Origin of the sequence: Mucilaginibacter sp. (assembly GCF_036383575.1) — a bacterium.
Classification (GTDB): domain Bacteria; phylum Bacteroidota; class Bacteroidia; order Sphingobacteriales; family Sphingobacteriaceae; genus Mucilaginibacter.
The window spans coordinates 1-13,584 of the sequence record NZ_DASVOB010000614.1; the positions used below are offsets into that span (position 1 = coordinate 1).

Annotated in this window: 13 protein-coding genes; 7 read left to right on the forward strand and 6 right to left on the reverse strand. The window is 43.5% G+C overall.

What is annotated here, in order from left to right; translation table 11 throughout:
- From VF500_RS21805 to VF500_RS21815, 3 genes are all read left to right on the forward strand, one after another.
- The coding region (locus tag VF500_RS21805) for a PAS domain-containing sensor histidine kinase (RefSeq protein WP_330861704.1) at window positions 1–958 on the forward strand (958 nt) is incomplete at its 5' end.
- A gap of 14 nt (window positions 959–972) precedes the next feature.
- Window positions 973–1,800: a hypothetical protein gene (locus VF500_RS21810; RefSeq protein WP_330861705.1), complete on the forward strand. Its 828-nt coding sequence runs from the start codon at window positions 973–975 to the stop codon at window positions 1,798–1,800.
- Between the two features lie 135 nt (window positions 1,801–1,935).
- Window positions 1,936–3,114 carry a GAF domain-containing sensor histidine kinase gene (locus VF500_RS21815; protein WP_330861706.1) on the forward strand — a complete coding sequence of 393 codons (1,179 nt, stop codon included), beginning with the start codon at window positions 1,936–1,938 and terminating at the stop codon, window positions 3,112–3,114.
- Here VF500_RS21815 and VF500_RS21820 read toward each other — a convergent pair.
- Window positions 3,111–3,497, reverse strand: coding sequence for a VOC family protein (locus tag VF500_RS21820; RefSeq protein ID WP_330861707.1), 387 nt, complete (start codon window positions 3,495–3,497; stop codon window positions 3,111–3,113). The two genes, VF500_RS21815 and VF500_RS21820, sit on opposite strands and share 4 nt — an antisense overlap.
- A gap of 127 nt (window positions 3,498–3,624) precedes the next feature.
- Between VF500_RS21820 and VF500_RS21825 the strand changes: the two genes are divergently transcribed.
- Both VF500_RS21825 and VF500_RS21830 read left to right on the forward strand, forming a co-directional pair.
- Complete coding sequence (locus tag VF500_RS21825; protein ID WP_330861708.1) at window positions 3,625–3,798, forward strand: hypothetical protein; 174 nt, start codon at window positions 3,625–3,627, stop codon at window positions 3,796–3,798.
- A 93-nt stretch (window positions 3,799–3,891) separates the two neighbouring features.
- Window positions 3,892–5,565: a patatin-like phospholipase family protein gene (locus VF500_RS21830; protein ID WP_330861709.1), complete on the forward strand. Its 1,674-nt coding sequence runs from the start codon at window positions 3,892–3,894 to the stop codon at window positions 5,563–5,565.
- A gap of 58 nt (window positions 5,566–5,623) precedes the next feature.
- On the opposite strand, the gene fabF is transcribed toward VF500_RS21830, so the two are convergent.
- Together fabF and VF500_RS21840 are read right to left on the reverse strand one after the other, a co-directional pair.
- Entirely contained in the window at window positions 5,624–6,868 is a 1,245-nt protein-coding gene (fabF, locus tag VF500_RS21835; RefSeq protein WP_330861710.1) for a beta-ketoacyl-ACP synthase II, read from the reverse strand.
- 166 nt (window positions 6,869–7,034) lie between these two features.
- On the reverse strand, window positions 7,035–7,877 hold the full coding sequence (locus VF500_RS21840; protein WP_330861711.1) for an isocitrate lyase/phosphoenolpyruvate mutase family protein: 843 nt from the start codon (window positions 7,875–7,877) through the stop codon (window positions 7,035–7,037).
- A 313-nt stretch (window positions 7,878–8,190) separates the two neighbouring features.
- Here VF500_RS21840 and VF500_RS21845 point away from each other — a divergent pair, with 313 nt between their 5' ends.
- Entirely contained in the window at window positions 8,191–8,817 is a 627-nt protein-coding gene (locus tag VF500_RS21845) for a chloramphenicol acetyltransferase (RefSeq protein ID WP_330861712.1), read from the forward strand.
- Between the two features lie 121 nt (window positions 8,818–8,938).
- Here the strand turns inward: VF500_RS21845 and VF500_RS21850 are convergent, their stop codons facing one another.
- Complete coding sequence (locus tag VF500_RS21850; RefSeq protein WP_330861713.1) at window positions 8,939–10,234, reverse strand: DUF885 domain-containing protein; 1,296 nt, start codon at window positions 10,232–10,234, stop codon at window positions 8,939–8,941.
- A 115-nt stretch (window positions 10,235–10,349) separates the two neighbouring features.
- Here VF500_RS21850 and VF500_RS21855 point away from each other — a divergent pair, with 115 nt between their 5' ends.
- Window positions 10,350–11,315 (forward strand): hypothetical protein, encoded by a 966-nt coding sequence (locus tag VF500_RS21855; protein WP_330861714.1) that lies wholly within the window; start codon window positions 10,350–10,352, stop codon window positions 11,313–11,315.
- Window positions 11,316–11,333: 18 nt separating this feature from the next.
- Here VF500_RS21855 and VF500_RS21860 read toward each other — a convergent pair whose 3' ends face one another.
- Together VF500_RS21860 and VF500_RS21865 are read right to left on the reverse strand one after the other, a co-directional pair.
- Window positions 11,334–11,768: a CBS domain-containing protein gene (locus tag VF500_RS21860; RefSeq protein WP_121227909.1), complete on the reverse strand. Its 435-nt coding sequence runs from the start codon at window positions 11,766–11,768 to the stop codon at window positions 11,334–11,336.
- 197 nt (window positions 11,769–11,965) lie between these two features.
- Window positions 11,966–13,450, reverse strand: a complete 1,485-nt coding sequence (locus VF500_RS21865) for an arabinan endo-1,5-alpha-L-arabinosidase (protein ID WP_330861715.1) — start codon at window positions 13,448–13,450, stop codon at window positions 11,966–11,968.
- Window positions 13,451–13,584 lie beyond the last annotated feature (134 nt).

The following is a 13,584-nucleotide window of genomic DNA, read 5'->3' on the forward strand; positions in this document are numbered from 1 at the left end:
TGAAATACTAACATCAGAAAGATTTAACGCCATATTTGGATTTGCCCGGGATGTGCCCCGCGATCTATTTGTAAAAGCACTACACCCCGACGATTTTGAGTTGCGCAACAATGCCCACAAAACAGCACTCACCAGCGGAAAACTTTTTTACGAGGCGCGAATAATCTGGCCTGATGGCACCCTGCGCTGGATTCGGGCACAAGGTAAGGTTTACTACGGCTCCATAAACAAACCGTTAAGGATCCTGGGCACCCTTCTTGATATCACCGAATTTAAACACCTGCAACAACAAAAAGACGATTTTATAAGTGTGGCAAGCCATGAGCTTAAAACACCTATGACATCCATCAAAGCATCAATGCAGTTGCTGGACAGGCTGATCAAGGTTGATCCCTCGTCTGATAAGATCCCTCAGTTTATCAATCGCGGTAACAGCAGCCTGAATAAAATGCAGCAATTGGTTGATAGCTTACTTAATGTTTCAAAAATAACAGCGGGGCAGCTTACGCTTTATAAAACACGCTTTTTGGCGGCCCAGATGATCAATGAATGCTGTGACCATGTGAGGCTTACCGGCACACATGAACTGGAGCTTACCGGCGATACTGAGCTTGAGCTGTATGCCGACAGGCAACGCATTGACCAGGTTGTTGTTAACTTTGTAAACAACGCGGTTAAATATGCCCCCGACAGCAACCGGATAGTCATTAACATTAGTAAACAGGGTGATATGGCCCAGGTATCGGTACAGGATTTTGGCAAAGGAATCCCGGCAGAGAACATTCCGCATTTATTTGAGCGTTACTACAGGGTTGATACCTCCGGCATTCAATACTCAGGGCTTGGGCTTGGCTTATATATCAGTTCCGAAATTATTGAACGGCATGGCGGCGAAATGGGCGTTGAAAGCGAAATTGGCAAGGGCAGCACCTTTTGGTTTACTATACCGTTAAATTGAATTTAAAAAAACAATTGAAAATAGTAAAACCCATACTTATTGCTTTATTGGTTTGCCTGCTCACCATTTTAACTCAAATTGGCGGGCTGGTTTATATTATTTCAATTAGCTTTCACAAACTAATCAACAAAACTTCAAGAAATAAGTACTATCAGCAATTTACAAAGCTTGCCGTTTTTATTCTTCTTTATTGCCTTGCAACTTTTTTAATTGTGCCGCCGCTTGCCCGGTTATGGGGCAGGGAGCCTCTTCCATTATCAGAAACTAATCATTTACGGCCGTTAAACCGGTTAACCTGCTTGTTTAACCGTAATTATGTTCGCCCTCAGCTTAAGCAGGCTACATTCGCCGTAGCCTCCGAGATGAACCAAAGGTATCCGGGTAGCACCTTAAATTATCTTGATGCAAGCTTTCCGTTTATTAACGGTTTTCCGCTTATGCCACACCTGAGCCACAATGATGGCAAAAAACTGGATCTTGCATTTTTCTATATTGATAACAAAACAGGATCAGAGACTAATAAAACTCCTTCGTCAATCGGTTACGGAATTAGTGAAGAGCCACGTGCAGGAGAACTTAATACATCTCAGGCTTGCCTGGTAAAAGGTTACTGGCAATATAGTTTTCTGACCAAAATAGTTCCCCAAGGCAATAAAGTCAATTTTACGTTCGATAGCTTGCGAACAAAAACCCTCGTAAATTTATTTGCAGCACAAAACGTTATCAATAAAATATTTATTGAGCCTCATTTAAAAACACGGTTAGGTATCACTACATCAAAACTCCGGTTTCATGGTTGCCGGGCAGTAAGGCATGATGACCATGTTCATGTACAGTTATAAAACCAGTTTTTTATTTAACTAAAGAATAATAATTTAACCAGTACGGTTAAATTATTCTTAATTCAACAAACACATACTATTTTGTGTTAGTAATATTTGTATTTTTAAACACAGCGCGAGAATTTAAAACCTCAAATGACAGGCACATTAGACCCCAATCTCCAGGCAGATCTGGAAGCAGTAGACCAGATTCCCGTAGTAAGTTCAATACTGGAGGTTATTTGCCGGACAACAGGGATGGGGTTTGCAGCCGTAGCCCGTGTTACTGAAAAAAAATGGATAGCATGTGCCGTATTGGATAATATTCAGTTTGGCCTGGTACCGGGTGGCGAATTACAGTTAGAAACAACTATTTGCCATGAAATAAGGCAAAGTGAAGAAGCTGTAATTATTGATCATGTTGAAAAGGATGAGCGGTTTCGTAACCATCACACGCCTTTGATGTATGGTTTTCAAAGCTATATTTCGATGCCTATCATCCGTAAGGATGGTAGTTTTTTTGGTACGCTTTGCGCTATTGATCCTAACCCGGCCCGGCTTAATACGCCCGAGGTTATCAATATGTTCAAGCTTTATGCCGACCTCATCTCGTTTCATTTACAGGCAATTGAACAGCTGGCTTTTGCCGAAGAGAAACTTTTGGAAGAGCAAAAAACCGCCGAATTACGTGAGCAGTTTATAGCCATTTTAGGCCATGATCTGCGCAATCCGGTTACGGCTGTATCAAATGTTGGCCAACTAATGATACGGATGCCGCTTGATGACCGCCTTAAACGCCTGGCGGCCATCCTTCAGGATTCATCCATGCGCATGAAAGGCCTGATAGATAACCTGCTCGATTTTGCACGCGGCCGTCTTGGAGATGGGATCACACTTTCTTTAACTCATCATGAACATCTTGAAAAAACACTTACGCATGTAATCTCCGAGCTGCTTCTCGCATCACCCGAACGGCAGATCATTACCGATTTTAATATTACCGGCACCGTATTTTGCGACAGCACCCGGATAGCACAACTATTCTCCAACCTGCTATCGAACGCATTAGCACATGGTAAAAAAGATACTCCCGTTAATGTATCTGCCAGCAATGCAAATGACGGCTTTACACTTTCAGTAACCAACGCCGGCGAACAAATTCCGGAAGCGGCAATGGAACGATTATTTCAGCCCTTCTCACGCGGCGAGGTTAAACCCGGGCAACAAGGCTTAGGTTTGGGCTTATACATCTCTTTAGAGATAGCAAAAGCGCACGGCGGCAGGCTTTCCGTAATGTCAACATCCGAAGAAACACGCTTTACTTTTCAGCTTTAGATATAGGGATTATAGCAGATCTCCCAGCAATTCCCTTCAGGGTCGGCAATAAAACCCGCATAACCGCCCCAAAATGTTTCGGCCGGTAGTTTCTGTATTGGCACGCCCGCTTGATCTAATTCGGCTATTTTTGCATCAACATCAGCCTTTGAAGCAAGGTTTATGGTGAAATAAAAACCCTTACTCCGGGCATTATTGCTTATATTTGTGTATTCTTCAAAAAGCGGCTCATCACACAAAGTGACGACCAAATTATCAAACTTTAACATTATTATCTTTTCATTTTCGGCAAGGATCTGCCATCCAAATTTCCCGATGTAAAATGCCTTGATCGCAGCAAGATCTTTAACAGCAAGGGTAATGGCAGTTACATGGGCCTGCATAAAGTAATTATTTTATCGGATGCTATCAATTCCCGAAAACCAGGATGCTGACTTGTTTTATTTCACACTCAAATTTAATCGCCAGTTAATACAGTCAGGTTAAATTTAGTTAACCAAATATATAAACATGCAGATCAATTATTTCATAGTAAGTATTGTAATAACCTTGTTAATAGCACTAATGATATGGATAGTTAAAACCGATCGTAAAGACGAAAAGAGCTTTGAGCAACAGATTATCGATCAGGAACTTAAGCCCAGGGAGCACCCAAAACCGCAAAAAGCCGGCAAAGCTATGTAATTGGGTAAAACCCGCTATCAACTAACGTATTTTTACGTACTTCTTTGCAATATCCTTTTTCTAAATTTCACAACCCAACCTAAAATCTATCTCATGGCAGCAGACAAAACTTCAGATCAGCAAGTATTTTATGTAGGACTTTGTATGGCCGGCGCAGTATCTGCCGGGGCTTATACTGCAGGCGTTATCGATTATCTGTTACAGGCATTAACCGAATGGGACAAGCGCCGCAATGAACCCGGCGTACCATCGCACAGGGTGCAGATCCCGGTTATGGGCGGCGCATCGGCAGGCGGTATGACCAGTATCATGGCGGCTTCTTCACTCAACAACCCGATAACCCATATCGACAAACCATCGGGAGATATCTTAGCCGAACATCCAGAAAATAAGCTCTACCACTCATGGGTCGATCTTGTTCAGGCAGATATGTTCTCCAAAATGCTGGATACATCTGACATTAAAAACTCAGGTGTAATATCGGCCCTTAACTCTGATTTTATTAATGATGTTGCCAAGCGTGTAGTTGCTGCCGATCCAAAACAATGGCAACCTACACCCGCTTATATCAAACCGGGTTTAAAGATCTTCACCACGCTTACCAACCTGCAGGGCTACGCCTATAATGTTCCGTTCAATTCAGCATCGCCGGTGCCTACCAAATACAATATGCGTATCCATAATGACTATGCATGTTTTGAACTTACCGAAAACGCCATCGCCGGGCATAACAATGGCTGGATGCCGCTCGATCTAAAAAATAAAGTTAATACCGATATAGCCGCCGATGCTGCCATGGCTACAGGTGCTTTTCCAGTTGGCCTTCAATCCCGCATAGTTAAGCGTGATGCCCAATATGTTAACAATAACCCATGGTTAAGCAATTACTTAGCCAATAGCCCTATTGCTGCCGGCGGCTATCAAACACTGAATGTTGACGGTGGCATGATCAATAACGAGCCTTTTGATAAGGTGCGGAGTGTTTTGGATGACCTTACCGGGCAGCCGGATGTGGATTACAACAACTATAACAAGTTTGTTTCAACCGTGCTGATGATCGAGCCCTTCCCTACCCAGGCGCCAACACCCATTTCGCAATCAAGGGCTGTGTCAAACGTGATAGGCTTAACGCTGTCATCCATGTTATCGCAAATGCGCTCAAAAGCGGTTAATATTAAAGATGCCATGGACGCAGATTGTGCAGGTCAGTACCTGATCACACCTTCCCGAAGAGTAGATACACCCGGTGGTAAATCAATCGATCTTACCGGAGAACAAGCCATAGCATGTGGTGCGTTGAGCGGGTTCAGCGGCTTTTTAAATAAAGAATTCAGGGTGCACGATTTCTTTTTGGGCCGTCATAACTGCAAGATCTTTTTGCGTGATTATTTTACGGTACCTGCCAAGGCACTTACCACCAACTCTATTTTTAAAGATGGTTATGCCAATGCCGATAAAACGAAATTTAAATCAACCCAAAACGATAGTTACCAGATCATCCCTGTGTTTGAAGAAGATATCAAGTTCCCCGATATTAAATTCAGTTCGGGCAATAACTGGCCTACCATTAAAGAACAGGATATCGACCGGTTTAGTGACGGCCTGAAGAACCGGATCCAAACCATTATACTCAATGTGGCAGATCTGGGATGGCTTACCAAAAGTTTATTGTGGATAGGTGCAAAAGTTATCCTGAACCGAATGGTAACCAATAAAATTATGGTGGTGATAAAAGGCGAACTTAAAACGTGGAAGCTGTTGCCTTAGATAGTCTATAAAATTCAGACTTACGAAGTTTTTGAAACTTCGTAAGTCTTCAATTGCTTTATATTGCTTTAAACACAACAATGCCATTATGCCCACCGAAGCCGAAAGTGTTGCTCATAGCTACTTTCACTTTATGATCGATGGCATCTTTCAATACAAATTTCAAATTACCAGGAATTGCAGGGTCCAGCGTTGTGGTATTGATGGTTGGCGGGATCACTTGATCTCCTATCGATTTGATGGCTGCAATTGCTTCAATAGCTCCGGCAGCACCAAGCAGGTGACCTGTCATTGATTTGGTTGAACCTATAATGGTATTGATGTCTTTATTTTTGCTAACAGCCAATAGCGCATTGATCTCTGAAAGGTCGCCAACCGGGGTTGAGGTGGCATGCATGTTCAGGTAGTCAACATCTTCAATATTTAATCCCGATTCATTTAGGGCCTGCTGCATAGCGCGGGCAGCACCTAATCCTTCAGGATGGGTTGCAGTCATGTGGTAAGCATCAGCTGTCATAGATGCTCCAGTTACTTCGGCATAGATATGTGCGCCACGGCTTACAGCGTGTTCGTAATCTTCTAATATCAAAGCACCGGCACCTTCGCCCATTACAAAACCGTCACGGTCGATATCAAATGGCCTTGAAGCATGTTGCGGATCATTATTGCGGGCCGACATTGCTTTCATTGAACTGAAACCACCGATAGAAGCCGGAGTGATAGGCGCTTCAGAACCGCCGGTTAAGATGATCTTGGCTTTACCTAAACGGATGTAGTTAAACGCATCCATGATAGCGGTGTTAGACGTTGCACAAGCCGATACCGTGGTATAATTGATACCCATAAAACCATTACGGATAGAGATCATGCCCGAAGCCATGTTGGAAATAAATTTCGGCACAAAGAAAGGGCTGAACCTTGGCTGTCCGTTACCCTTGGCATATTCGGTTACCTGCTCCTCGAAAGTTTCCATACCGCCTTGTCCGCTGCCCCAGATCACGCCAACATCAAAAGGATCCATTTTGCTCAAATCAAAACCCGAATCTTTAATAGCTTCATCCGCTGCTACAAGTGCATATTGCGTAAATGTATCGGTACGCTTTAATTCAGCTTTATCCAGATGATCTGTGATATTGAAATCTTTCAGCTCGCAGGCAAATTGCGTACGGAACAAGGATGCATCAAAACGGGTGATGGTGGCCGCCCCGCTTTTACCGGCAACTAAGTTTTGCCAATAAGTTTTTACATTATTTCCAAGCGGTGTCAATGCGCCCAGACCTGTTATAACTACTCTGTTTAACATGATGGTTTTATTAAAATCGGCGCAAAGATATAAATATATACCATTTGGTATTTTGAGATATCAATCCGAACAGGCTTTACATACTGAATATTACCGGGTTATGGCAGTGACCAAAAGCCAAAACAGTTCAAAAACCAGCATGGTTAGGGATAGAAAAGAGATTGAATTATTTTCCAAAAATTTTATTTAATTCCAGATAAGGCACAGCTTCATCCACAAAATTATAACTCCCCTTGCTTAACTCAACAGCGGCCCGCTGAAAAGCACCTAAAGCCGCCCTCGCTAATGCCGAACCAAGGCTTACCCTTTTCACACCCAAATCTGCAAGTTCATTAAAGCTGATATCAAAACCTGCTGCGCCAAGCACAATATTTACAGGTTTTGGCGCAACAGCTTTTACTACTTCACTTATCTGCTCTCTTGTTTTAAGTCCGGGCGCAAAAAGCACATCGGCACCAGCATCGGCATAAGCAACAAGCCGTTTGATGGTATCCTGCAAATCTATTTTCCCGTGGATCATATTTTCGGCCCGGGCAGTTAGTGTAAAATGAAATGGCAGGCTGCGTGCTGCTTCAACAGCCGCTTTTACCCGTGCCACCGACAGATCGAAGTTATAAATAGGATCTTGATCATTCCCAGTTGCATCCTCTATTGAACCACCAACCAGGCCCACTCCTGCTGCCACTAAAATGGTTTCGGCACATGCTTTAGGGGCATCACCAAAACCATTCTCCAAATCGGCCGCTACCGGTAAATGTGTTGCGTTAATAATGGCCAGCGCGTTATCAAGCGTTTCCTCTCTACTGATCATAGCATGCCCGTCCGGCCTGCCAAGCGCATAGGCCAACCCGGCACTTGTGGTGGTAAAAGCTTCAAAACCTAATCCCGTTAAAATTTTAGCCGAACCGGCATCCCAGGGATTAGGGATAATGAACAAACCATCGCGTTCATGCAACGCTTTAAAAATTTCAGCTTTTTGATATTGGGCATTATTTATTGCAGAAGACATTTTGAGGCAGATTAGTATTTCCCGAAGTTAAGTTAAAAATTAGTCTGTAGTGATAAGTCTTAAGCCGGACATTTGCTTTTTGACTTAACAATTAGAAGCTGTATAAATGTAATTGTTTTAAGATTGTAGAGACGCATCACATGCGTCTCCCGCATGCTAATTCATGGAGTAAATGACTTACAAAGCAGCTTGTCCTATGCAAGACGCATGTGATGCGTCTCTACTTAAAAACTTCTCAAACAAAATTTAGACGGCTTCTTAACACTTACAACTTAATACTACTAATATCCCTAATATTGCATCAGTAAAAATTATGAAACAAAAAGTAGATATTGAAAACTGGATCAGGAAAGAGCACTACAACTTTTTTAAACAGTTTGAAGAGCCTTATTACGGTGTAAATGTAAACATTGATGTAACAGCGGCTTATAAGTTTGTTAAGGATAACGGGATCTCATTTTTCCTTTATACCATGTACCAGTCGTTAGCCGCCTCCCAAATCATTGAACCATTCAAATACCGCATGGAAGGCGATGAGGTTTTTATTTATGATCGGATTGATGCAAGCTCAACGGTGCCACGGGCTAATGGCACATTTGGTTTTGGCGAATGGCCTTTTCATCCTTTGTTTGAAGATTTTGCCCGCGACGCAAACAAAGAAATTGAACGGGTACAAAGCAACAACCTGCTTGAGCGTAAGGCTTTAAATAACGTGATCCGCTATTCCTCACTACCGTGGATCAACTTTACCTCGCTGTCACACGCGCGCATGTTTTCGTTTGTAGATAGCTGCCCCAAGATCTCGTTTGGTAAAATGACCGAACATCACGGCAAGCGCACCATACCCTTATCCATCCATGTAAACCATGCGTTGGTTGATGGCATTCATGTAGGTCAGTATATTGACTGCTACCAGGAACTGCTGAACAAGGGATTTTAGATTAACATTATCGGGCTAAGATGTTGCGTACCTCTGGCACGATAAATATATTACGGTTTTAATTCTACAAACATTTTGCACCTCTGGTGCAACAATGATTGCCTGGCTTAATGAAAAAAGTTTAACCTTTTTTAAAGACATTTTCCTTCACCATAAATAATGGCAGCGAACCGTGGTCAAGTACGCGTGAATGGAAATCCCTGATATTAAATTGAGCTCCTTGTTTTTGTTGTATCTCCTCTTTCCAGTGCAGTATTTGCAGTGCGCCATATTTGTAGGTGACTACCTGTGCTGGCCAGCGGCGCATGCGGGCTATCTCGCGCATGGCAATATCATCCTGTCCTCGGATATTCTTTTTCCAGAAGGCCAGCGCTTGTTCATCTGTCCAGCCATAATAATTCAGCGCAACATCCAGCGGTACCCGAACTGAGCGCACAATGTCCCATTCCCATTTACCCAGCTCATTATATGGCGTTTTGTATACACCAAGTTGTTTGCCTAACTCTTCAGTATAAGCGCCCCAGCCTTCAGCAAAACCCATGTAGTAAAAAAGCTGCTGCACAGCCGATGTTTTGGTTTGAGCCTCGGTACTGGCCTGGTAATGGTGTCCCGGCACGCCTTCGTGAATAAAAAGCCAATCTATCTGCCTTTTATTATAGGGTTTATCAGATAGGTTGTAATAAAACACGTTACTATCATAGTAACCGGGCGTTTGAGCAAGCTGCCTGCTTTCGCCTTTTACAATTTTTAGCGGTGCTATATTGGTATTGTTAAACAGCTTCGGCAGGTTAGCGTAAATGACCGCTTTGGTATTTTCGAATGATTCCTGCACTACTTTCGGATCGCTGATAAAAAATGAAGGATCATTGAGGTGTTTATAAAAATCCTCCTCGCTTAAACCGGTTTGCTGACGGATAGCTTCGATATGCTTTTGAACCCGGCTTACTTCTGTTAAGCCAAACTGGTAGATCTCGTCGGGCGTGGCATTGGCGCTTGTCCACCGTTTTAGGAGGTAAGCATACCAGGCTTTACCGTTAGGGATGTTGATGATGCCGTTTGTTGGGATAACGGCAGGTTTGTTTTTTAACCAATCCTGCTCAAGGGCAATCCGTTCCAGGTTGAGGCCGGTTTCATAGCTGATCAGCTGATAGTCTACTTTTTCTGATCCGGTGAGCTCATCTGCCTTAAAAGCAGCTAAGCCTGCCTTTACTTTTGTGAAAAAGGCCAATTGCTTTTGAACATCGGCGGCGCTACCGATATGCTCCAACCCGCTTACATAGCTTAACTCCAGTTGCGGTAAGTGCAGTTCATTATAGCCTGCAACAAAATCTTTGCAAAAGGCATCAAATGTTTGTTGTTTTTTGGACGGGGATACAGACAGTATAAGCGCGCTGATAGCTACAATAAAAACCTTCATAAATTGGATCTGGTTAACAAACATAAATAATAAACTTTATTTTACTTAAGCCAAACCCAATATCCCCCTGTTGGGGTGATGAGCCAATAATTCCTACAGTATAAATTTGATAATCATGGTGTATCGTAAATTAATCCTGCTTTTTATTTTTATGCTGATGGCGGGCTGCTGCTTCGCCCAGGTAAGCTATCCAGATGCATCCCTTCCAGCCGATACACCACGTCTGTTTGCCGAGGGCATCCTTACCGATGGCCTGAGCAACCGCGATTTTACCATATCCCCACAGGGTGACGAGATCTTTTTTACCCTGCAACAACCACGTTTTATAACCAGTACCATTTTACACATCCAAAAGAAAAACGGTAAATGGGGCAAGCCTGAAGTTGCAGCCTTCTCCGGCCGCTACCGCGACCTGGAAGCAAGTTTTTCGCCGGATGGGCAGATGATCTATTTTTCATCAGACAGGCCTCTGAACGATACCATCGTCAAAAAAGATTTTGATATATGGCGGGTTAAACGTACCAGGAATGGCAATTGGGGCCAACCCGAAAATCTTGGACCGGAAGTTAACTCTACAAAAAGTGAGTATTATCCCAGTGTAGCTAAAAGTGGCAATCTCTATTTTACCGTGGAGGCCGATTATGGCAAAGGAAGTGAGGATATTGTAGTTTGTAAACCAACGGCAACAGGCTATAGCAAACCCGAAAGCCTGCCCGAAGATGTGAATACCAAGTATGATGAATTTAACGCTTTTATCGATCCTGATGAGCAGTTCATTATGTTTAGCTGTTACGGACGCGCCGATGACCTGGGGCATGGCGATCTTTATATAAGCCGCAAAGATAAATCAGGCAACTGGCTCCCAGCCAAACATCTGCCCGCACCTATCAACAGTGCAGCGCTTGATTACTGCCCTTTTGTAACCGTCGATAAAAAATACCTGATCTTTACCAGTAACCGCGTTAATAGCCAATTGAGCAACGGTCAGACAAAAACATATCAACAATTCCAAGCGCTGCTTAACAGCCCTGGCAACGGCTGGGATGATATTTACTGGGTGAAGTTTAACGAAGCTTGGTGAAATGTGCCCGACTATAATTTATGTTGACTGAATATAGCTGTGCAACTGCTCAATGGTTTCCCGTTGTGAGTGGAGGGTTTCGTATACCACATCACTCATAGAAATGATACCACATAACTGATCTGCCACATCAAACACAGGCAAATACCTGATATTATTTTCGCTCATGATCAGCATACATTCATCAACTGATGATTCGGGGGTGATCCTCGGGAAGTTGGTACTTATGATCTCGCCGGCAGTGGTTTCGTCGGAGTGCTTGCCCATCAAAATAATTTTACGGGAATAATCCCTCTCGGTCATCAGGCCCACATATTTGCCGTTTTCGGTCACTACTACCGAACCGATATTTTTATCGGCCATCAACTTCAACACATTAAACACAGTAGTTTCGGCGGGTACGGCAGTAACATCGCTCCCCTTGCGAGCCAGGATATGCTTTACACTTTTCATAAATACTCAGGTTAGTTTGGTAAAGTCAATTTACGAATAAGTAGCAGAAAAACAACCAATTGTGGAAAAGATTTTATATTCCAACGCTTTATACGACAATCCTGCATCTAAAAGCATATAGTTTCGTCAACAGCACGTACAATAAAAAAGCCCCTCAGTAATTAAACCGAAGGGCTACCAACCTATATAAAAACAACCTATTGTTTTTTCTTTCCCCAAATGGCAGTGCCATGGTTATCTAACCCGGTAAATACCAAGGTTGATGTTATTTTATTTTCCCAGTCGCGCTCACGCTCAACTTTTAGTTTATAAGTGTCACCATTGTTATATTTAAGCTCAAGCCACGGAGCGGTGAATGTCCATTTATCGGCCGCATTGCCGTCAATAGTACCTGCGGCATCCAGTTTAAAGGTTGTCGACACCTGGAAATCCGGATTGGTTTGTTCAGTACCATAGCCCGGTACAATGTGATAATTCAGCGTTATCTTTTCGTAGGTTCCTGCAATATCAGTTGAAGCTATAGTTGTTTGGGCAACATTGGCATATCTTTCCGGCGACACTACAGGCCAGCCATCAGGTGTCCATGATATTTTGCGAACGTGCAAGTCCATAAAGTAAGAGTTAATACCCGGCCTGCCCTGGTGCGCCATAAAATACTGCCCGCTGCCGTTATCAAATACCGCGCAATGGCCTGTACCCTGCCAACCGCTTTGATTGGTGAACTGGTACGGAGCCAAGATCATCGGCCCGTGATCTTCATCAGTGTTAACATCATGACCATTGTAGTCATAAAACGGCCCGGTTGGACTATCAGCCCGTCCTACCCTTACGTTGTACTTGGTTTGTAGCCAGTCATAACTAATAAACAGGAAATACTTTTTCAGATCAGGGTTATAGATCACCTCAGCCCCCTCAATGTTGCCATTGTATCTGCCTCCAGTAAAACCACGGTTGGCAATGCGTTTGCCCTTATCGCCGGGAGATACAGCCAAACCAGTTGAAGGGTCAAGCTTCAGGATATAGATCCCATCCCAGGCCGAACCATAGTACATATACTGCTCACCGGTGGCTGTAGTGATTACGGTTGGGTCGATGGCGTTGGTTTGGATACTGGCATCATTGGCGGATGTTACCACAATGCCCTTCTCTGTCCACGGACCATCGGGAGCCGAGGCTGTCGCCATTCCAATAACGCTTAACCGAGCTACTGCCGATGAAAGTGAGTAATACAACCTGTATTCCGAACCTACCTTCATTACATAGGGTGCCCATAAAGCATTGTAAGGCGCACCGCCCTTGCCGATAATATAGGCAGAGCCCTGCGCAGGCAATGAAGAGAATACCCAGCCCACATACTCCCACTGCACCAGATCTTTCGACCGGCGAATTTGCAACCCGGACCTTACATCGGTACCAAAAGCCACATCAGTGCTATAACAATAATAATAATCACCAAACTTTTTGATGGATGGGTCATGCACATTATATACCGTCCATTTAGGATAGTAGGTAAATGCAGAGATATCGGCATAAGTATCACTGATGCTGTTGATATCAAACGTTGTTGTTACCGGCGTGGTGGTGGTAGTATCCGTTTTGGTTGGCGTTGGCGTTTCCTTTTTTGAACAGGAAAACATTGCTGTTGCCAATGCCGTTATTAAGTATAAATTTTTCGCTTTCATAAGCCCCCTCTATATCTCCTCCGACAGAAGAGATTTTCTTTATTTGTTTATTTATTAACTAACCTTCGCGAAAAGCTCGGGATTGTGCGATTCCCCTCTTGAGAGGGGCGGAGGGGTGTGTTTCTGCTTTAATA